Raw genomic sequence first — 20,007 nt, 5'->3', positions numbered from 1 at the left:
AGAGCTGCTTCGACAAGTTTAGCATAACTGCTTGTTGGAGCACTTTTAATACATTTATCGGTTGTCGTGGCGGGCGCTTACTCACCCATTAACAAGGCGTTCCAGGCGGCGTGCTCGGCGCGGCGGTCGGCACCGGGGGTTTCGTCTTGTTCGCCGTGGATGCTGCGCTCGGCGCGGGCCGTCATCTGCTGGGCGTGGTGGGCGTAGGCATACATGGTGCGCTCGTAGGCGACGATGGCAGTGCAGAGGCTGGGGTACTGGGTGCTGCCTAGGGCCTCGGCCAGGTGCAGGGCATCGAGCAGACCGATGTTGACGCCCACGCCGGCGAAGGGCGGCATGAGGTGGGCAGCGTCGCCGACCAGGGTGATGGGCTGGGTTACGGGCCGGCCCGGCACCAGCGGCACGAAGTACATGGGCAGCACCCGCCACTCCTGGGTGGCCGCGAAAGCCTGCTGATACACCGGCGCCCAGTCGGCCAGGGTGTCGCGCAGCAGCTGGCGCACGGTGGCGGGCTCCTCGCCGCGGATGCCGCGCTCAGCCATCCAGGTTTCGGGCACGCGGAAGGTGAGGCCCATTTCGAGGGTGCCGTCGGCTTTGGTGTGGCTCACCAGCAGGTGCTGGCCGCCAGGCACCATCAGGTTGCCGCCGCCTACTAGGGCGGCGTAGGCGGGCGCGTGGTGGGCGGGGTCGGTGAGGTCGCCCTGCACGTACACCGTGCCCGAGTACACCGGCTCGGCGCCGCCCGCGTAGCGGCGCACCTTCGAGCGGCCACCGTTGGCGCCCACCACCACGTCGGCCAGCTGGGCGGGCTGGCCGGCGAAGTGCAGCTGCAGGCGGCCGTCGGGCAGTTCATCGAGGCTGTCGAAAGCGTGGGCCCAGCGCACAGTGCCGGGGGCTAGGGCGCTCAGCAGCAGGCGGCGCAGGTCGGGCCGGTCAATTTCGGGGCGCCAGTAGGCGGTGGCTTCTTCTACAGGCTCGTCTTCGAGGATGCTGCCGTCGGGGGCGGCGGTGCGCTCGGCGGTGGGGCGGGCCAGCTGGTAGAACTGCTGGAGCAGCCCGGCCGCCTCCAGGGCGCGCTGGCCGCTGTTGCGGTGCAGGTCGAGGGTGCCGCCCCAGATGCGCGTTTCGGGGCCGGCGTCGCGCTCGTACACCGTGACGGCAGCGCCGCGCCGTTGCAGCAGCACGGCCAGCATCAGCCCCGTGGGGCCGGCGCCGATAATAGCTAGTTGCTTGTTGGTTAACAGGTTCATAAGAGTAGTTTTCAGGATGTACGAGCCGCGCCATCAGTAGCCGCCCGGAGTTGCTCGACTTGGCCAGGCGGCGCGGCCAGCGGGCGGGGGCCAGCCCTTACCCCCGGTTTTGCTGTCGCCTGAGCGGGTCGCCGGGCGCGTGGTGGCGCGGCCCGCCCCCAGTAGACGCCCGGCGACCCGGCCGTATTTTACCAACCGAAAAAAAGTTGCCGCTACCTTGCGGCTTCGCCCCCTACCCTAGCCCTCTCTTATGGACCAGCGCATCATCAACCTCTTCGACGAGTACACCCACCGCCCCCTGGCCCGCGCCGAGTTTCTGGAGCGGCTGCTGAAGCTGGCGGGCAGCGCCGCGCTGGCCACCAGTGCCTTGGCGGTGCTGGAGCCCGGCTACGCCCACGCCGCCACCGTGGCGCCCTTGGCCGAAAACCTGGTGGAAGAAACCGTGACCTGGCCCGGCGACGGCGCCACCGTGAGCGGCTACCTGGTGCACCCCAAGGGCAAGAAAAAGCGCGGCGCCGTGGTCGTCATCCACGAAAACCGAGGCCTGACGCCGCACATCAAGGACGTAACGCGGCGGGTGGCCCAGGCCGGCTACCTGGCCCTAGGGGTGGATGCGCTGAGCGTGGTGGGCGGCACCCCCACCAACGAGGACCAGGGCCGCACGCTCATCGGCCAGCTCGACCCGCAGAAGAACCTGCATAACTACCTAGCGGCCCTCACCTACCTGCGCGCCCGGCCCGACTGCAATGGCCGCACCGGCTGCGTGGGCTTCTGCTGGGGCGGCGGCCTGGCCAACCAGCTCGCCACCCACGACCCTAAGCTCGACGCCGCCGTGGCCTACTACGGCCAGCAGCCCCCCGCTCAGGACGTGCCCAACATCAAGGCCGCGCTCATGCTGCACTACGCCGGCCTCGACGAGCGCATCGACGCGGGCATTCCGGCCTATGAGGCGGCGCTCAAGGCCGCACATATCCCCTACCAGTTGTTTATGTACGAAGGCGTTAACCACGCTTTCAACAACGACACTTCACCTGCCCGCTATAACGCCGCCGCCGCCAAGCTGGCTTGGGAGCGCACCCTAGGGCTGTTTAAGGAGAAGCTAGGGTAATGCGAAAAGCACTGTTAAATGAACTAGATGCGGCTCGCCAGCTACTGCAAATTCCAGATGCTGACTTTAGACCGCTGCCTTTCACAACAGACTGGCACAAGCTAGAAGAGCGGATTTACCACAGCTTTTACCACATCGAGGGAAAAGCGCGGCCTGTCTGGCTATGGGAAAGCTTTAAGCATCAAACTCAGAGCTTGCAACTTAAGGTACTATCACTCGCTATTCTGCATCACTTAATACCGCTTGACGAAACAGTATGGCTAATGGCTTACGATGGTAGCAACTTCTTTTTTTATGAAGGAAAAGTCACAGTTATCCAGCGCATTATCCCGGAGTTAACCTATATAATGGATGAGTATTATCTCATATCCAAGAAGTTCGAATGGCTTCTTTGCGAGAACCATCACGACATTCTAATAGGCACTGGCAGCTTTGCCATCCAGCAGCTTCGTGACTTCGCTCAGCAATTTCCAGAACTAGTAATTTCAACCTATCCGTCCTAATAAGTAGCTTGTAAGTGCGCTTGCTCATAGCAGTAGTGAAGCCAAAATAGCCATAAGGAATTTTAAAGAAAAACCGGGATAAACGATGACGCTCGTATTTACTATCACAGAGGTAAACAGAGGGCTTCTCTTAAAATATCCTTATGCGGCGCTAGATGGTGATTTAACTATTACTGCTAACGATACCACCTTCTTTTTAGAAAGTGTTGCGCTACTAGATTTCGCGCTTGCAGTACAGCATTGGCTGCATTCAGCAGCAAAAACCAGCGTACTCTTACACTTCGATTACTCACCAGAAGACTCTACTGACAATCCGGTTTTATACCTCACACCGCTCGCTATCGCTCATTTTGCTGTGCATTCGGCTTGGGTTGAAAGTCCCATTGCGCCGGTAGTGAGTTTACCTGACGTAACAGCCGGTTTCGAAAACTTCCTGCTTGCATTAAATGAATACATGCAACGCGAGTACAACGTTGCCTTTGCAGATATTCCGCTTTTCAAGCAGCCATAGAGCCACTCACAGCAGCTTGTCCGGCGTAATGGGCAACTCCCTTACCCGTTTGCCGGTGGCGTGGTACACGGCGTTGGCGATGGCGGCGGTGAGGCCCACGATGCCGATTTCGCCCAGGCCCTTGGCGCCCATGAGGTCGAGGTGGGGGTCGGGCTTGTCCACGAATAACACGTCGATGGCGGTGGGCAGGTCGGCGTTGGTGGGCACGTGGTAGTTGGCCAAGTCATGGTTGGTGACGCGGCCGAGATGGTGGTCTACCACGGCTTCCTCCATGAGCGCCAAACCAATAGCCCAGGTGATGGCGCCGTACACCTGGCTGCGGGCAGTTTGGTGGTTCATCACCCGGCCCGCGTCGATGGCCGACACCACGCGGGCCACCCGCACCTCGCGGGTGAGTGGGTGCACGTGCACCTCCACGAAGCTGGCGTTGAAGGAGTAGCCCGAGTACGGGCCTTTCTCATTCACGGCGGGCGCTTTTTCAGTCAGCTCTAGGGCAGGGAGGTTGTGGCGGCGCAGCACCTCGCCCACTGGCAGGTTTTGGAAGCCTTTGGCTACCTGCACCGCCCCGCCGGCCAGCGTTAGCTCGGCGGCGGGCGCTTTGCCTAGGGGGGTGCCGGGGGCAGTAGCCGCCAGTTGCAGCAGCTGCTGGCGCAGGGTGGTGCATACCTGGTGCACGGCCGCACCCACCGAGGCCACCGTGTGCGAGCCGAACTGGCCGGGGGCAGGCGGCAGGCTGGAATCGCCCAGCTCGAAGCGGATGGCGCTGACGGGCAGGCCGCTGGCGTCGGCAGCAATCTGGGTCATCACGGTGTAGGTGCCGGGGCCGGCGTCGGCGGTGGCGCTTTGCACCAGCAGCGTGCCATCGGGCAGCAGGCGGGCGCGGGCACTGCACTCGGCCCGGCTGGCGTGGTAGATGCCCATGCTCATGCCTTGGCCCACCAGCCAGCCCTGGGGCGTGGATGGCAGTGCCCCCACGGCTTGCGGGCGGCGGGCCCAGTTGAACTTCTCGGACCCTAGGGCGTAGCACTCACGCAGGTAGTTGCTGCTCCAGGGGCGGTCGTCGGCGGGGTCGCGCTCGGCGAAGTTGCGCAAGCGCAACGCTAGTGGGTCCAGCTTCAGGGCGTAGGCCAGCTCGTCCATGGCCGACTCGATGGCGAAGCTGCCGGTGGTTTCGCCGGGGCCGCGCGTCCAGCAGGGCGTGCTCATGTCAAGCGGCACCAGCGAGTAGCTGAGCTTGGCGCTGGGGCAGCGGTAGCCGTGGCGGGTGGGGTGCAGGATGCGCTCGGTGAACTGCTCGTAGCGCGAGGTGAGCCCAAACGCCTCGTGCTCCAGGTGTACTAGCGTGCCATCGGCCTGGGCCGATAGCCGCACCCGCTGCACCGACGCCGGCCGGTAGCCCACCATATTAAACTCGTCTTCGCGCTGGTTGAACACCTTCACCGGCCGCCCCACCACCTTGGCCCCCAGGATGGCCGCCATCTGGGCGGGCCAGATGCGCGACGAGCCCCCGAAGGCGCCGCCCACGTAGGGCGAGTGCACCTGCACCGCCGTTTCGGGCAGGGCAAAGAGCTTCATCAAATCCTGCCGGGCCAGGGTGGGCGCCTGGGTCTTGTTCCACACCGTCAGGTTGTTGCCCTGCCACTGGGCAATGGCCGAGTGGGTTTCCATGGGGTTGTGCACCTGCAGCTGGGTGCGGTACTCGTGGTTGATTTCGACGGCCGCCGGGCCAGCTGGGGCGCCCGCGCCGCGGGTCGAGTCGTCGGCTTTCTTGGGCTTGATGGCGCGGCCGAGGTGGGCGGCCAGGTCGGTTTCGGGGACTTCGGCGGCGTACTGCACGCGCACCAGGTGGGCGGCCTGGCGGGCCCGCTCGGGCGTGTCGGCAATAGCCAGGGCCACGGGCTGGTGGCCGAAGTGAATTTTGTCGTCAAAAAACACCCGAAACTGCTGGCCATCCACGCGCTTGTCGGGCTGGGGGTTGTCGTAGCCGGGCACCCTAGGGCTGTTGAGGTGCGACACCACGGCCAGCACGCCGGGTAGCCGGGCAGCCTCGGCGGCGTCGAGGTGCGTGATGCGCCCCTTAGCGATAGTACTGATAACCAGCGCTCCATACACCACGCCGGGCACCGAATGCTCGGCGGCGAAGCGGGCCTGGCCGGTTACTTTCAGGCGGCCCTCCACGCGGCGGAGCGGCTGGCCAATGAGGGGAGCTTGCATAAAGGCAACGGGTGGAAAAGGATGCGTTTCCCTCTACGCCCAGGTAGGCCCTAGGGGTTCCGGGCCTGGGCAGGCGCCGGCCCGCAACTTGGCTGCCCTGCTCATAACGCAGCGCCCAGCCGCGTGCCAGTGGGGTGTAAAATTCGGGCATTACCACGTATTTCTACGTGTCAGCTAGCGCGGTAGGACGATTCCGCCAGGGCTCAACTGCTTGTGCCGCGGCCAGGTGATATGTGTGCTAAGCGTAAAAGCCAGCGCCAGCCGGGCACTGATGCTGCTCCAGGCCGCTTTCGCAATCGTTTCCGGTCGGTTACTTTCAGGTGTCGCTAGCGGCCCTAGGGGCAGCTGGCGGGGTCTTTCCACTTATCCTTTTTCCCACCCCTTTTCTTATGAAGCGTTTTCTACCTTCTTTGCTCCTCGGAGCAGCGGCGCTGCTGGGCAGTGCCCGCGCCAGCGCCCAAACCTACCAGCAGGTCTGGTCCGACGAATTCACGAATGGCATTAGCAGTAGCTGGCAATTCGAAACCGGCAACAACAACGGCTGGGGCAACAGCGAGCAGGAATACTACCAGAAGGCCAACGCCACGGTGACCAACGGCGTGCTCCAGATTACGGCCCGCAAGGAAAGCGTGGGCGGATTTAAGTACACCTCGGCCCGCATGAAAACCCAAGGCCTCAAGGACTTTAAGTACGGGCGCATGGAGGCGCGCATGAAGCTGCCGCTGGGCCAGGGCCTGTGGCCGGGCTTCTGGATGATGGGCAGTAACATCAGCTCGGTGGGCTGGCCCAAGTGCGGCGAAATTGATATTATGGAGCACGTCAATGCCGACAACACCATTTTCGGCACGGCGCACTGGGACAGCAACGGCCACGCGCAGTACGGCAAAACGACCACCGTGAGCAACCCCGCCGACTGGCACGTGTACAGCGTGGAGTGGACGCCCACTTACATCAAGTGGTTTGTGGATGGCGCGCAGTATTGCGTTATTGACATTACAAATGGCACGGGCAGTACCGAGGAATTTCAGAATCCGTTCTTCTTTTTGTTTAACCTGGCCGTGGGTGGCAACCTGCCCGGCCAGAGCATCGACGAGAGCAAGCTGCCCGCCACCTTGTCCGTCGATTACGTGCGGGTGTATCAGCTGACTAGCGGTAGTACTGCGTCGTCGGTAACACTGCAAGCCGAAAGCGCTAACGTAAACAGCGGCATGCAGGTCGAAACCTGCTCGGACACGGGCGGCGGGCAGGACATGGGCTACATCGACCAGGGCGACTACCTGGTGTGGAACAACGTCAACTTTCCCACTAGCGGCTCCTACCTCATCGAGTACCGGGTGGCCAGCGGCGCCAACGGCGGCACCATTTCCTCGGACCTGAATGCGGGCAGCACCCAGCTGGGCAACACCAGCATCCCCGGCACCGGCGGCTGGCAAAGCTGGACCACCGTTTCGAAGACTGTGACCGTGAACGCGGGTACTTACAACTTTGGCGTGTATGCCCAAACCGGGGGCTACAACCTTAACTGGGTGCGCATTACCAAGCAGGGCACGGCCCGCGTGGGCGAGGCCCTGGCTACCAATGCCGCTGCCACGCCCTCGGGTCTCACCCTCTACCCCAACCCGCAGCGTGCCGGCGAGCCCTTAAAGCTGGCACTTCCCACCTTCAATGCCGCCGCCCCGGCCCAGGTGCGCCTGCTCGACACGCAGGGCCGCGAGGTGTGGCGCACCACCGCTACCAGCGCCACCGTGGAAGTCGCCCCCGCCCTGCGCCTAAGCAGCGGCCTCTACTTGGTGCAGGTGTCCGACGCCAGCGGCCAGTCGGTGCAGAAGCTAGTAGTGCAGTAGGGAGCCCTAGGCTTAATTAAGCAAAAAAGGCGGTCATGCTGAGTTTGTCGAAGCAGCTCTCCCGCGTCGTTCGGATTCGTTCAACGACGCGGGAGAGCTGCTTCGACAAGCTCAGCATGACCGCCTTTTTTATGCTATGTACCCTAGGGTTTCCTAAGGCTACTGGGCCCTAGGGGGCGTGGCGGCCGGCAGGGGCTTGCGGGGCAGCTTCTGGTCGCGCATGGCGGCGTCGTACACGAAGCTGGCCACTACTACCGAGGCCTGCTTGAGGTCGTCGGGCACGAGGCGGTCGTAGGTATCCTCGTTGGAGTGGTGGGTGCGGGCGAAGTAGTCGAGCCCGTCCTGGATGAACTGGAAGCCGGGCAAACCCACGGCGTCGAAGGCAATGTGGTCGGTGCTGCCGGTGTTGCGCAGCGTCACGGTGGTGGCCCCCAGGTCGTTGAAGGGCGCCAGCCAGGCGGCGAAGATGGGCTTCACGGCCTCGTTGCTTTGGGCGTAGATGCCGCGGATTTTACCGCCCCCGTTGTCGAGGTTGAAGTAAGCGGCCAGCCTCTCATGGTCGGGCTTGAGCTGCATGGTGGCGGGGTCGGCGAAGTGATTCTTCACGTAGTTGCGCGAGCCGTGCAAGCCTTCCTCCTCCTCGCCCCACAGCGCCACCCGGATGGTGCGGCGCGGCTTGAGGCCGGTGGCTTTGAGGATGCGCACGGCCTCCATCATTACGGCGCAGCCGGCGGCATTGTCGGTGGCGCCGGTGGCGGCGTGCCACGAGTCGAGGTGGCCACCCAGCATCACCACTTCGCTCTTCAGCTTGCGGTCGGTGCCGGGTATTTCAGCCACCACGTTGTAGCCCTTCAGGTCCTGGGTTTGGAAGTGGGTTTTGGTTTCCATCTCCACCTCTACCGGAATGCCGGCTTCTACGAGGCGAATCAGGCGCAGCTGGTCCTCGGCGCTCATTTCCAGCTCGGGCAGCACCGGCTTGGCGTCAGCGGCGTAGGGGGCGCCGTTGGTGGTGAAGACGGTGCCGTCGGTGCCGCGGCCAGCGCTGAGCACGGCGGCAGCGCCCTCGGTCAGCAGCATGTCGGTCATTTTCTGGCGCAGGGCGCGGGCGGCCAGCAGCTGGGCGCGGCGGGCCTCCATGTCGCCGGCCGGGGGGCGGTTGGCGGCGGTGGGGGCGCCGCCGGCGGGCGCATCGGCCATCTTTTGCAGCTCGTCGGCGGTCAGGCGCTTGGCGTCGGGCTCAAAGTTGGGGTGCGGCAGGCTGGTTTCGGGCACGGGCAGCAGCACAATCTTGTCGCGCAGCTGGCCTTTGTATTTGTCCAGGTCGGCTTCAGCTTTGGCGTTCACGTACACCACGGCTTTGCGCACGGGGCCGGCCGTGCTGGGCGTCCAGGCCTTGGGCACGCCAATCATGGCGTGGTAGTAGGGCGCGGCCATCGCCACGTAGCTCTTGTCGATGTCCCAGCCGCGGCCAAAGTCGCCCCAGGGCTCCACGTTGGCATTTACCAGGCCGTAGTCGGTGAGGCGTTTTTTGGCCCAGGCGTTGGCGCGGGCCAGGCCTTCGGAGCCGGCTAGGCGCGGGCCGCTCACGTCGGTGAGGTAAAAGGCGGTTTCCATCACCTTCGAGCGGTTCATTCCCTCATCGCGGATTTTGGCCATCGCGGCGGCGTCAACTTTTTCGGCCGGAGCAGCGGAACTGGCACTGGCCGCAGATTGGGCCTGCGCCGACGAGGCGGCCAGCAGCGACGTAGCGGCTAGTAGTAGGAAGCGTTTTTGCATGAAACAGGAGGTTTGGCCAGAGATAACAGAAACTTCATAGCTACAGACACCAAATGCCGCCGGGCGTTGCGCCCGCCGGGCCCTAGGGTATTGGGGGCTACCAAGGTATACTTGCCCCCATGAATCCCGATTTAGGGGCGCACTACGCTGCCATGCGCCAAGCGGCCCTGCCCCGCCTCGCCCTAGGGCACCCCGAGCTGGATACCTTGCTCGACCACCCCGCCGCCGATACGCGCCGGGGCCTTACGCTGCTGGCCCGGCCGCCGCAGCCCCTGGTGGCGGCGCTGGCGGCCCGTATGGCCGAGCTGGCGGCCCTGGAGCCCGCGCAGTACTACTACCCGCCCAGCGACATTCACCTCACTATTCTGTCCATCATCTCCTGCTACCCCGGCTTCCAGCTGGCCGACATCGAGCCCGCCGCCTACGCCCGGCTGGTGGCCGAGCTGCTGCGCCACGTGCCGCCGCTGCGCATTCGCTTTGCGGGTTTCACGGCTTCGGCGGCGGGCATTATGGTGCAGGGCTTCCCGCTAGATGAGGGCCTGGGCGAGCTGCGCCAGCAACTGCGGGTAGCCTTTCAGGCGTCGGGCCTGCCCCAGTCCATCGACCAGCGCTACCGCATCCAAACGGCGCATGCTACCCTCGTGCGGTTTCGGGCGCCGCTGCGCCACCCGGCCCGGCTGGTAGCCTGGCTGCGCCGCCACGCGCAGGTGCCCATCGGAGACTTCGAGCTAGGCACTATTGAACTGGTTTTCAACGACTGGTATCAACGGGCGGCCCATACCGTGCTGCTGCAGCGCAATGCGCTAGTAGCCTAAAGAGGGCCCTAGGGGCCAACCTGGGCCATAACCAGCCTGGGCGGGGGCACGTTATGCCGGGACGTTCCGCTCTCATTTTTCCTTTTCCCAACCTATGGCAGACCAACCTAAAACCGCCCTCATTACGGGCGGCACCAGCGGCATCGGCCGCGAACTAGCCAAGCTCTTCGCCCAGGACAAGTACAACCTCGTGCTGGTGGCCCGTAGCCAGCCCGAGCTAGCCCAAGCCGCCCAGGAGCTGCAGCAGCACGGCGTGCAGGTAACCACCATCGCCAAAGACCTGATGCAGCGCCAAGCGCCGTTTGAGGTATACGACGAAATCAAGGCCAAAGGCATCCAGATTGACGCGCTGGTGAACGACGCCGGCCAGGGCCAGTACGGCACCTTTACCACCACCGACATCAACCGTGAGCTAGACATCGTGCAGCTCAACATTGGGGCCCTTATTGTGCTCACCAAGCTGTATTTGCAGGAGATGGTGGCCCGCAACGACGGCAAGATTCTGCAGTTGGCCAGCCTAGCCAGCGAGCTGCCGGGCCCGCTGCAGTCGGTGTACCACGGCACCAAAGCCTTCGTGCTGAGCTTCACCGAGAGCATTCAGGAAGAAAACAAGGACAGCTACGTAACTATCACGGCCCTGCTGCCTGGCCTCACCGATACCGACTTTTTCAATAAGGCGCACATGACCCAGGCTAAAAACGTGGCCGAGGGCGGCGCCATGCCCGCCGCCGATGTAGCCAAGGACGGTTACAAGGCCTTAATGAATGGCGATAAGCGCGTGATTGCCGGCTTTATGAACAACGTGCAAGTAGCCATCAGCAATGTGCTGCCCGACCCGGTGCTGGCCGCCGTGGTGCACAAGCAAAGTGCCCCGGTAGACGGCGACGAAAGCGCCCGCTAGGCAGCCTTCGCGCGTACCAACCACACTAAAAAGTCTTTTTATTCAAGGAGTTACTAAAGAAGCCCGGCCGCTTTGGCTGGGCTTCTTTGCTGCTGCCGCGGCGGGCAGGCGGGCCTAGGGCCGCCGGCCTGCCCAGCGCGCAGGGCACTGCCTGGCCCCCATAACCTTTGCCAGGCAATTCCGGTTATGGGGGCTTATGAGTGAATTACGCTACGCTTCCCGGGCATGGCGGCGGCTACGGCTCGTAGTTTGGCTGCTGCTACCGGCCCTGGCCCGCGCCCAAAGCCAGTTACCGGCTACTCCCCCTCCCCCGCCGCCGGGTCCGCTTACCCTCAACCAGTGCCTGAGCTACGCGCTGGCCTACCAGCCCCTGGTGCGCCAGGCCCGCCTCGATGAGGGCATTGCCGATGCCGCCAACCGCGTGGCCCTGTCGGCCTGGCTGCCGCAGATAAGCGGCACGGCCGTAGGCCAGCACTATTTCGGGCTACCCTTCACCATCTTCCCCGACCCTACCACGGGCGTTTACACCCCGCGTCAGCTGGGCGTGAGCAACGTGACGACCCTAGGGCTGGCCGGCACCCAAACCATCTACAACAACGACGTGCTGCTGGCCGCCCGCCAGGCGCCCTACAACCGCCTGGCCGCCGGCCAAAACACGGTGTACAATAAGATTGCTACCGTGTCGGACGTGAGCAAGGCGTTTTACAGCGTGCTGCTTTCGCAGCGCCAGGCGCAGGTGTACGACGAGGACATCCGGCGCCTGGGCCGCAACTACCAGGATGCGCGCAACCGCTACGACGCCGGCATAGTGGATAAAACCGACTTTTTGCAAGCCGAAATCTCGCTCAACAATTCCAAGGCCAGCCGCAAGCAGTCGCTGGAAGCCGTGAATGCCAATACGGCCTACTTGCAGCAGTTGATGGGCTTGCCCGCCGGCCAGCTCGTGCAGCTTAAGTACGACACGCTGCAGCTGGAGCAGGAGGCCGTGGTAGATACGCTGGAGCAGCTCAACCCGGCCAACCGCATTGAGTTTCAGCAGGTGCTGACGCAGAAGACCCTACAAGGCCAGACGGTGGATTACTACCGGCTCGGGTTTTTGCCCTCGCTCTCGGCCTTCGGCAACTACAACTCGGTGTACCAGGCCAATACCGTGCGCGAGCAGTACCAGCAGCGGTTTCCTAACTCCTACGCGGGCCTGCAGCTGGCGCTGCCGCTCTTCACGGGCTTCCGGCGTACCCAGAACCTGCGCCGGGCGCGCCTGCAGGACCAGCGCATCGACCAGGACCTGCTGGGTACCCGCAACCAAGTGACTACCGAATACGCCACGGCCCTGGCCAACTACAAGGGCTTTTATGAAGCCTACGTGCAGAGCCGCCGCAACCTCGACCTCTCGCGCCAGGTGTACCACGTAGTGGATATTCAGTACCGCGAAGGCATCAAGGCCTACCTCGACCTGCTGGTGGCCCAAACCACGCTGCGCACCTCGCAGCTCAACTACTACAGCGCGCTCTTTCAGGTGCTTACCAGCAAGGTAGAGCTGCTGCGCACCCTAGGCACCCTGCCCATTACTTATTAAAAACGTTTGTCACTGCGAGCCTGCGAAGCAATCGCATCCGCACGATTTTGTTCTGGTGCGATTGCTTCGCAGGCTCGCAGTGACAAACGCCTTCTTCTTTATTCATCACTGCTAACTTGATGACCACCAAATACCTGGCCTTGTGCGCCACGCTGGCCCTAGGGGCCGGGGCCGGCTGCGGCAAGAAAGACGACCAGAAACAGAACGCTGCCCCGCCGCCCACCCCCGTGAGCGTGGTGACGGCCCACGTGGCCGATGCCGTGTACTACGACCAGTACCCGGCCACGGCGGTGGCGCTGAAAAGCGTGGAGTTGCGCCCGCAGGTATCGGGCTACATCACGGCGCTCAACTTTCAGGAAGGCGACCTGGTGCCGGCCGGCAAGGTGCTGTACGAGATTGACAAGCGCCAGTACGAGGCCGCCTATCAGCAGGCGCTGGCCAACCTGCGCAGCGCCCAGGCCTCGGCCCAGAACGCGCAGGTAAACAAAGGCCGCTACCAGCGCCTGCTAGAGGAAGACGCCGTGGCCCGCCAGCTGGCCGAAAACGCCGTGACCACCGCCAGCACCGCCGGCAGCCAAGTGGCTGCCGCCCAGGCCGCTCTCAACATCGCCAAAACTAACCTGAGCTTTGCCACCATCCGGGCGCCTTTTGCGGGGCGCATCGGCATCTCCCAGGTGCGCCTGGGCCAGCCCGTAAGCGCGGGCAGCACCCTGCTCAACACCATCTCGACCGAAACCCCGATTGGGGTGGACTTTGCGGTCAACCAGCAGGACATCGTGCGGTTTGAGAAGCTGCAAAACCAGGGCCGGCGCGCCACGGCCGACTCTACCATCCGCTTTATCATGCCCGGCGGCCAGCCCTACAACCAGCCGGGCAGCATCGCGGTCATTGGCCGGGGGGTAGACCCGCAGACGGGCACCATCACGGTGCGGGCCGAGTTTGCCAACCCTCAGCGCCGGCTCAAGGACGGCCTGAGCGGCGTGGTGAAGGTCCTCAACACGCAGTCGGGCAACCGCTTGGTGATTCCCAACAAGGCTATTATTGAGCAGATGGGCGAAAACTTCGTGTATGTGGCCCGCGGCGACAGCGCCCAGCAGCAGAAGGTGCAGCTGGGCCCCCGCCTGCGCGATGACATTGTGATACTGAGCGGCCTCAAAGACGGCGAGAAAGTAATTATCGACGGCGTGCAAAAGCTGCGCGACGGCGCCAAGATTCAAGTAAGCGCGCCGGGCACCATGCCTGCCGCGGCCCCTACCGCCGGCGGCGCGGGCAAGTAGCCGCGAAAAGAACGTCCTGCTTCGGCAAGCTCAGCAGGACGTTCTTTTTGAGCAAGCTGCCTTACTCAGAAACAAGCAACTAGAAACTAGAAAATGATTGCAGAAACCTTTATCCGCCGGCCCGTAACGGCCATCGTAGCCTCGGTGGTGATTGTGCTGGTGGGGCTGCTGGCCATGCGGAGCCTGCCCATTGGGCAGTACCCCGACATTACGCCGCCCACCGTGTCGGTGACGGGTACCTACATCGGGGCCGATGCCCAGACCGTGGAGCAGACCGTGGCCACGCCCGTGGAGGTGCAGGTGAACGGCACGCCTGGCATGACCTACCTGCAAAGCAACAGCACCGCCAACGGGCAGATGAGCATGACGGTGAACTTCGACGTGGGCACCGACATCAACATTGCCACCCTCGACGTGCAGAACCGCGTGGGCATTGCCCTGCCCACCCTGCCCCAAGAGGTGCAGCGCATCGGCCTCGTCACGCGCAAGCGCAATCCCAGCATCCTGATGCTGGTGGCCATGTACGCCCCCCAGGGCAGCCACAACACTACCTTCCTCGACAACTACGCTAACGTATTCGTGAAGGACGCGCTACTGCGCACCAAGGGCGTGGGCGACATCGTGAGCCGGGCCGACGACTTCTCGATGCGCATCTGGCTGAAGCCTGACAAGCTGGCGGCCCTAGGGGTGACGGCCGGCGACATCCAGGCGGCCCTCAACGAGCAGAACGCCCAGATTGCGGCTGGTTCGGTGGGCGCCCCGCCCGCCCAGAAGGGCCAGGCCTTTGAATACATTGTGACGGTGCAGGGCCGCTTGGCCACCACCGAGCAGTTCGAGAACGTGGTGGTGAAAACCCGGCCCGAGGACGGCTCGCTGGTGTACCTCAAGGACGTGGGCCGCGTGGAGCTGGGCAAGTTCAACTACGCCAACAACTCCTACGTCGACGGCAAGCGCGCCGCCTACCTGCTGGTGTACCAGGCGCCCGGCGCCAACGCCCTCGAAACCTACGACAACGTGCTGGCCACCATGGAGCAGCTCAAGAAGCAGTTTCCGGCCGACTTGGCCTACATCGTGCCCTTCGAGGCGGCGAGCGTGGTGAAGGTGAGCATTGAGGAGGTAGTGCACACGCTGCTGGAGGCGCTGGCGCTGGTAGTGGTAGTGGTGTTTGTGTTTCTGCAAAGCTGGCGCACCACACTCATCCCGGTGCTAGCCATTCCGGTGTCAATCATTGGCTCGTTCATCGCCTTTATACCCCTAGGGTTTACCATCAACACCCTCACGCTCTTTGGCTTCGTGCTGGCCATCGGCATCGTGGTGGACGATGCCATCGTGGTGGTGGAGGCCGTGGAGGTCAACATCAACGAGCGCCACATGAGCCCCGTGGACGCCACCCTGGAGGCCATGCGCGAGATTTCGGCGCCGGTTATCGCCATCGCCCTCATCCTGGCGGCGGTGTTCGTGCCGGTGGGCTTCATTCCGGGCATCACGGGGCGGCTCTACCAGCAGTTTGCCATCACCATCGCCATCTCGGTGCTCATCTCGGCCTTCGTGGCTCTGTCGCTCACGCCGGCCCTGTGCACGCTGCTGCTCAAGCCCCACGACCCCGAGCAGGCCAATAAGGGATTCATCAACAAGGGCTTCAAGAAATTCAACGACTGGTTTGCCCGCGTTACTAACCAGTACGGCAACGGGGTGCAGCGGGCCATCAAGCACTCGCGCTTCGTGGTTATTTTGCTGGTGTGCCTGGTGGTGGGGGCAGGTCTGCTATTTCGCAGCAAGCCCAGCGGCTTTCTGCCCACCGAGGATGAGGGCCGCATCTACGTGACCTTCAACCTGCCTGAGGGCGCCTCCACGCAGCGCACCGTGGACGTGTTGAGCGGCATGATGGACGAGCTCAAGCGCACCAAGGGCATTGCGCACTTTGCGGCCCTAGGGGGCCTGAACGCCATTAACTTCTCCTCTAAGTCGAACTCGGGTACCATCTTCTGCCAGCTTGCGCCCTGGGACGAGCGCGAGGACAAGGCCCTGCAGCTGCAGGGTCTGATTGCTACGCTGCAAAAAAACCTCTCGCGCTTCAAGGAAGCCACCGTGGTGGTTATCTCGCCGCCGGCCATTCCGGGCCTCGGCAACTCGGGCGGCTTCTCGTTTATCATCGAGAACCGCGAGAACGTGGGCGACGTGCACACCTTCGACGCTACGGTGCAGAAGACGGTGGCCGCCATGCGGCAGCGGCCCGAAATTGCCTCAGCCTTCTCGTTCTTCACGGCCAACACCCCCGGCTACCGCCTCACCATCGACCGCAAGCAAGCCAAGAAGCTGGGCGTGAGCATCGGCGACATCGGCAACGCACTACGCACCTACCTAGGCAGCGCCTACGTCAACGACTTCACCCTCTACGGCCGCACCTTCCGGGTGGTGGCCCAGGCCGACAGCAGCTACCGCGGCGACATTGCCGACCTGGGGCAGTACTACGTGCGCAACCAGGCCGGCACCATGGTGCCCCTAAGCAGCGTCACGAGCTACGAGCGCACCGAAACCGCCCCGCTCATCTCGCACTACAACCTGTTCCGCTCGGCCGAGGTCAACGGCCTGCCGGCCCCCGGCTACAGTTCGGGCGATGCCATCAAGGCCCTGCAGGAGGTAGCTGCCCAGGCCTTGCCCCAGGGCTACGGCTACGAGTTCTCGGGCCTGACGCGCGAGGAGGTGCTGGCCGGGGGCCAGACGATTTACATATTTGCCCTGTCCATCGTGTTCGTGTTCCTGTTCCTGGCCGCGCTCTACGAGAGCTGGTCGGTACCGTTCTCGGTGCTGCTAGCGGTGCCAGTAGGCATTTTCGGGGCCATCCTGGCCTTGTTTTTCCTGCCCAAGCTCACCAACAACGTGTACGCCCAGATTGGCATGGTGACCCTCATCGGCCTCTCGGCCAAGAACGCCATCCTCATCATCGAGTTTGCCAAGGAGCGCGTTGATAAGGGCATGCCGCTACTCAAAGCCACCCTCGACGCCGTGCGCCTGCGCCTGCGCCCCATCATCATGACCTCGCTGGCGTTTCTGCTGGGCATCCTGCCGCTGGTGTTTGCCAGCGGCGCCGGCGCCCAAAGCCGCCAGACCCTAGGGTGGACGGTTCTCGGCGGCATGCTGGCCGCCACGGGCCTGGGCATCTTCATCGTGCCGGTACTCTACGTCCTTATCACCCGCCTGGCCTATGGCAAGGAGAAGCTGGCTGAGTTGGAGAAAAACTACAAGCCCGAGGAGGACGAGCACCAACAGGAAGAGGCTGAGGGCGGCATCCCGCCCCAGGGTGCCACGCCCGCCGGGGCCTAGGGCCCTTCGTAGCGGGCTATAAACGAACGTCCTGCTGAGCTGGCCGAAGCATCTCTACCGAACAACCCCTTAGGGGAGTGGTAGAGATGCTTCGACAAGCTCAGCAGGACGGTCTTTTTTAACCGGTTACGAGCAGTGCTTACTCGCCCGCCTTTTCCATCAAATCGGCCATTTCCTGCGAGATGCCGGTGGTGCTGAAGCCGCCGTCGTGCATCAGGTTCTGCATGGTTACGTAGCGGGTCAGGTCCGAGAAGAGCGAGATGCAGTAGTCGGCGCAGGACTCGGCGGGGGCGTTGCCGAGGGGCGACATCTTCTGGGCGTACTCGTAGAAGGCGTTGAAGCCGGCGATGCCGGTGCCGGCCGTGGTCTTGGTGGGCGACTGGCTCACGGTATTTACGCGCACTTTGCGCTGGTGCCCCAGGCGCTGGCCGTAGCTGCGGGCAATGCTTTCGAGCACGGCCTTGGCCTGGGCCATATCGGTGTAGTCGAGGAAGGCACGCTGGGCGGCGATGTAGCTGAGGGCCACCACGCTGCCCCACTCGTTGAAGGCGTCTTGCTTCTCGGCCACGGCCAGCATCTTGTGCAAACTCAGGGCCGATACGTCCAGCGTCTGCTGAAAGAACTTGTAGTCCAGGTCGCCGTAGCTCTTGCCCTTGCGGATGTTGGCGCTCATGCCAATCGAGTGCAGCAGGAAGTCAATCTTGCCCCCGAAGTGGCCCTGGGCTTCCGTAAACAGCTTGTCCAGCTCCTCCACTGAGGTCGCGTCGGCCGGAATAATGGGGGCGTCAATCTCGGCGGCCAGGGTCTTGATTTCGCCCATGCGCATGGCCAGCGGCGCGTTGGTGAGCACGATGCGGGCGCCTTGCTCGTGGGCCTTCTGGGCTACTTTCCAGGCAATGGACTTGTCGTTGAGGGCGCCGGAGATGATGCCGACTTTGCCGGCAAGCAGGTTGTTGGACATGGGAAATCGTCAGGGTTACGGGCGCAAAAGTACACCATCCGCCATACCGACGCAGAAGGCGCCTGCCTGGCCCCTGGCAACTGCCCCCTCCACGCGCAAGTAGCGCCTAGGCCCCTGAAGGCACTGGCAGGCCACCAACGCGCGCTACCCCGCAACTTCTTCCCCGCGCAACGCCAGCAGCTCGCGGGCGCTCTGGTAGGCGTTTTCGCTGGGCTTGGCGCCGGCAATCATGTGCGCGATTTCTTTGATGCGCTCGTCTTGGCTGAGCTGCCGGATGCGGCTCACGGTGCGGTCAGTCCGGTCTTCCTTATACACGAAGTAGTGCGTGTCGCCGGCCGCCGCCATCTGGGGCAGGTGCGAGATGGCGACCAGCTGGTGCTTGTGGGCCATTTGCTGCATCATGCGGCCCACCTTCACGGCAATCTCACCGCTAATGCCGGTGTCAATCTCATCGAATACAATGGTGGGTAGCGCCGTTTTATCGGCCAGCATGTACTTGATGCACAGCATCAGGCGCGAAAACTCCCCGCCCGAGGCCGCCTTGCTCAGCGTTTGGGGCTGGGCGCCTTTGTTAGCGGTGAACAGGATGCTGATAACGTCGGTGCCGCTGGCGGCCAGCGGGCCGGCTTTGTGCTCCACCACAATGCGGGCGTGGGGCATGCCTAGGTCGGCCAGCAGGGCGCTCAGCTCCTTCTCGAACAGCGGGAAAGTCTTGCGGCGGCTCTCGGCCAAGCGGGCGGCTTGCTTGGTGGCCTGGGCCAGGGCCGTATCGCAGGCATTACGCAGGCGGCTGATTTCCTTGTCCAGGTTCAGCACCGAGCCTACTTTCTGGCGCAACTCTTCGCGCACCGCCAGCAGGCCAGTCAAGTCGCGGCGCTGGTGCTTGCGCTGCAGGTTATACAGCACCGTGAGGCGCGCCTGCAGCTCCTCGGCGCGGGCGGGGTCGCCCTCGGTGTCGCGCTCGGCAGTTTCTACCTCGTCGGCAATATCGTGCAGCTCAATCAGGCACGAGTCGAGGCGCTGCTTCAACTCCTTAAAGGCGTCGGCGTAGCCCGATACCTGGCCCAGCAGCACCACGGCATCCTTGATGTTGCCGGTGGCGCAGTACTCGCTGTCGCGCAGGCCGTGCAGGGCCTGGCCGAGCTTGTATTTGATTTCTTCGGCGTTTTCGAGCTGCTTTACTTCCTGCTCCAGTGCGTCCTGGTCTTCCTTATCCAGGCTGGCCTCTTCCAGCTCGCTTAGCAAAAAGCTGTTGTAGTCCAGCTCCTTGCTGGCTTGGGCGCTCTGGTCCTCCAGCGTTTTCAGGTCGCTTTCCAGCTTGCGGTACTGGCGGTAGGCGGCGCCGTACTGCGTGCGAGCCGGCACCAGGCCGCCGTAAAGGTCGAGCAGGTTGAGCTGAAACACCGCGTCGCCGAGCAGCAGCGTATCGTGCTGGCTGTGAATGTCCATCAGGTTGGCGCCGAGCTTGCGCAGGGCTTCCAGCGTCACGGGCGTGTCATTCACGAAGGCCCGCGACTTACCTGAGGGACTAATCTCGCGCCGCAGAATGCACTGGGCGTCGTAGTCCAGGTCTTCCGACTCAAAAATATCCTGCAACTGGTAATTCGAGATGTCGAACTGCCCCTCAATCACGCACTTACGCTCGGTATTGAAGAGCATCCGCGAGTCGGCCCGGTTGCCCAGCAGCAACCCGATAGCCCCGAGCATAATAGATTTGCCTGCCCCCGTTTCACCCGTAATAATGTTAAGTAGCGGCGAGGGCCGCAGCTCCAGCTGCTCAATGAGCGCGTAATTCTGAATACGTAAATCAACTAACATGAATCGCAGATTTAACGGATTTAACGGATTTCGCGAATACGCTTGCCGGTGGCAAGCTGGCTACGCTACTGAACGGGCCGTTACTTCTGAGGAAGCATGGTGCCGGCCGGCTTTCAAGTGGAAGCCTAG

The 20,007-nt window shown here is 63.3% G+C and carries 14 protein-coding genes; 9 read left to right on the top strand and 5 right to left on the bottom strand.

Annotated features, from left to right (window positions below; translation table 11 throughout):
* Window positions 1-77: 77 nt before the first annotated feature.
* A complete protein-coding gene (locus HHL22_RS02495; RefSeq protein WP_169529389.1) occupies window positions 78-1,250 on the bottom strand; it encodes an FAD-dependent oxidoreductase in 1,173 nt (390 codons plus the stop codon).
* A gap of 250 nt (window positions 1,251-1,500) precedes the next feature.
* Between HHL22_RS02495 and HHL22_RS02490 the strand changes: the two genes are divergently transcribed.
* The 3 genes from HHL22_RS02490 (at window position 1,501) to HHL22_RS02480 (ending at window position 3,372) form a co-directional block, all read left to right on the top strand.
* Entirely contained in the window at window positions 1,501-2,358 is an 858-nt protein-coding gene (locus HHL22_RS02490) for a dienelactone hydrolase family protein (RefSeq protein ID WP_169529388.1), read from the top strand.
* Window positions 2,358-2,861, top strand: coding sequence for a DUF6756 family protein (locus HHL22_RS02485; protein ID WP_169529387.1), 504 nt, complete (start codon window positions 2,358-2,360; stop codon window positions 2,859-2,861). The genes HHL22_RS02490 and HHL22_RS02485 overlap by 1 nt, the downstream gene beginning before the upstream one ends.
* Window positions 2,862-2,946: 85 nt before the next feature.
* On the top strand, window positions 2,947-3,372 hold the full coding sequence (locus HHL22_RS02480; protein ID WP_169529386.1) for a DUF7878 domain-containing protein: 426 nt from the start codon (window positions 2,947-2,949) through the stop codon (window positions 3,370-3,372).
* A 6-nt stretch (window positions 3,373-3,378) separates the two neighbouring features.
* Here HHL22_RS02480 and HHL22_RS02475 read toward each other — a convergent pair whose 3' ends face one another.
* Window positions 3,379-5,586 (bottom strand): xanthine dehydrogenase family protein molybdopterin-binding subunit, encoded by a 2,208-nt coding sequence (locus HHL22_RS02475; protein WP_169529385.1) that lies wholly within the window; start codon window positions 5,584-5,586, stop codon window positions 3,379-3,381.
* A 389-nt stretch (window positions 5,587-5,975) separates the two neighbouring features.
* On the opposite strand from HHL22_RS02475, the gene HHL22_RS02470 reads away from it, so the two are divergent.
* The gene (locus HHL22_RS02470; RefSeq protein ID WP_169529384.1) at window positions 5,976-7,430 is read left to right on the top strand and encodes a carbohydrate-binding protein; all 1,455 of its coding nucleotides are present in this window, start codon (window positions 5,976-5,978) and stop codon (window positions 7,428-7,430) included.
* A gap of 159 nt (window positions 7,431-7,589) precedes the next feature.
* Here the strand turns inward: HHL22_RS02470 and HHL22_RS02465 are convergent, their stop codons facing one another.
* The gene (locus HHL22_RS02465) at window positions 7,590-9,206 is read right to left on the bottom strand and encodes a M28 family metallopeptidase (protein ID WP_169529383.1); all 1,617 of its coding nucleotides are present in this window, start codon (window positions 9,204-9,206) and stop codon (window positions 7,590-7,592) included.
* 119 nt (window positions 9,207-9,325) lie between these two features.
* Between HHL22_RS02465 and HHL22_RS02460 the strand changes: the two genes are divergently transcribed.
* The 5 genes from HHL22_RS02460 (at window position 9,326) to HHL22_RS02440 (ending at window position 17,099) form a co-directional block, all read left to right on the top strand.
* Window positions 9,326-10,021, top strand: coding sequence for a 2'-5' RNA ligase family protein (locus HHL22_RS02460; RefSeq protein ID WP_169529382.1), 696 nt, complete (start codon window positions 9,326-9,328; stop codon window positions 10,019-10,021).
* A 94-nt stretch (window positions 10,022-10,115) separates the two neighbouring features.
* The gene (locus HHL22_RS02455) at window positions 10,116-10,922 is read left to right on the top strand and encodes an SDR family NAD(P)-dependent oxidoreductase (RefSeq protein ID WP_169529381.1); all 807 of its coding nucleotides are present in this window, start codon (window positions 10,116-10,118) and stop codon (window positions 10,920-10,922) included.
* A gap of 196 nt (window positions 10,923-11,118) precedes the next feature.
* Complete coding sequence (locus tag HHL22_RS02450) at window positions 11,119-12,498, top strand: TolC family protein (protein WP_169529380.1); 1,380 nt, start codon at window positions 11,119-11,121, stop codon at window positions 12,496-12,498.
* A gap of 119 nt (window positions 12,499-12,617) precedes the next feature.
* Window positions 12,618-13,775 carry an efflux RND transporter periplasmic adaptor subunit gene (locus HHL22_RS02445; RefSeq protein WP_169529379.1) on the top strand — a complete coding sequence of 386 codons (1,158 nt, stop codon included), beginning with the start codon at window positions 12,618-12,620 and terminating at the stop codon, window positions 13,773-13,775.
* A gap of 93 nt (window positions 13,776-13,868) precedes the next feature.
* The gene (locus HHL22_RS02440; protein ID WP_169529378.1) at window positions 13,869-17,099 is read left to right on the top strand and encodes an efflux RND transporter permease subunit; all 3,231 of its coding nucleotides are present in this window, start codon (window positions 13,869-13,871) and stop codon (window positions 17,097-17,099) included.
* A gap of 139 nt (window positions 17,100-17,238) precedes the next feature.
* Here HHL22_RS02440 and HHL22_RS02435 read toward each other — a convergent pair whose 3' ends face one another.
* Together HHL22_RS02435 and recN are read right to left on the bottom strand one after the other, a co-directional pair.
* The gene (locus HHL22_RS02435; protein ID WP_169529377.1) at window positions 17,239-18,060 is read right to left on the bottom strand and encodes an enoyl-ACP reductase FabI; all 822 of its coding nucleotides are present in this window, start codon (window positions 18,058-18,060) and stop codon (window positions 17,239-17,241) included.
* Window positions 18,061-18,204: 144 nt separating this feature from the next.
* Window positions 18,205-19,878, bottom strand: a complete 1,674-nt coding sequence (gene recN / locus HHL22_RS02430; protein ID WP_169529376.1) for a DNA repair protein RecN — start codon at window positions 19,876-19,878, stop codon at window positions 18,205-18,207.
* Between the last annotated feature and the right edge of the window lie 129 nt (window positions 19,879-20,007).

The sequence above is a fragment of the Hymenobacter polaris genome (assembly GCF_012927305.1).
Lineage (GTDB): Bacteria > Bacteroidota > Bacteroidia > Cytophagales > Hymenobacteraceae > Hymenobacter > Hymenobacter polaris.
Note: the sequence above shows the minus strand (reverse complement) of the source record. Positions and strands in the feature narration are given on the sequence as shown.

Excerpts from the sequence above, each read along its gene's own strand:
- HHL22_RS02480 (WP_169529386.1), top strand. The coding sequence starts at position 2,947 with ATGACGCTCGTATTTACTATCACAGAGGTAAACAGAGGGCTTCTCTTA.
- HHL22_RS02495 (WP_169529389.1), bottom strand. The coding sequence starts at position 1,250 with ATGAACCTGTTAACCAACAAGCAACTAGCTATTATCGGCGCCGGCCCC.
- HHL22_RS02440 (WP_169529378.1), top strand. The coding sequence starts at position 13,869 with ATGATTGCAGAAACCTTTATCCGCCGGCCCGTAACGGCCATCGTAGCC.
- HHL22_RS02435 (WP_169529377.1), bottom strand. The coding sequence starts at position 18,060 with ATGTCCAACAACCTGCTTGCCGGCAAAGTCGGCATCATCTCCGGCGCC.
- HHL22_RS02445 (WP_169529379.1), top strand. The coding sequence starts at position 12,618 with ATGACCACCAAATACCTGGCCTTGTGCGCCACGCTGGCCCTAGGGGCC.
- HHL22_RS02455 (WP_169529381.1), top strand. The coding sequence starts at position 10,116 with ATGGCAGACCAACCTAAAACCGCCCTCATTACGGGCGGCACCAGCGGC.
- HHL22_RS02450 (WP_169529380.1), top strand. The coding sequence starts at position 11,119 with ATGAGTGAATTACGCTACGCTTCCCGGGCATGGCGGCGGCTACGGCTC.
- HHL22_RS02460 (WP_169529382.1), top strand. The coding sequence starts at position 9,326 with ATGAATCCCGATTTAGGGGCGCACTACGCTGCCATGCGCCAAGCGGCC.
- HHL22_RS02475 (WP_169529385.1), bottom strand. The coding sequence starts at position 5,586 with ATGCAAGCTCCCCTCATTGGCCAGCCGCTCCGCCGCGTGGAGGGCCGC.
- HHL22_RS02465 (WP_169529383.1), bottom strand. The coding sequence starts at position 9,206 with ATGCAAAAACGCTTCCTACTACTAGCCGCTACGTCGCTGCTGGCCGCC.
- recN (WP_169529376.1), bottom strand. The coding sequence starts at position 19,878 with ATGTTAGTTGATTTACGTATTCAGAATTACGCGCTCATTGAGCAGCTG.
- HHL22_RS02485 (WP_169529387.1), top strand. The coding sequence starts at position 2,358 with ATGCGAAAAGCACTGTTAAATGAACTAGATGCGGCTCGCCAGCTACTG.
- HHL22_RS02470 (WP_169529384.1), top strand. The coding sequence starts at position 5,976 with ATGAAGCGTTTTCTACCTTCTTTGCTCCTCGGAGCAGCGGCGCTGCTG.
- HHL22_RS02490 (WP_169529388.1), top strand. The coding sequence starts at position 1,501 with ATGGACCAGCGCATCATCAACCTCTTCGACGAGTACACCCACCGCCCC.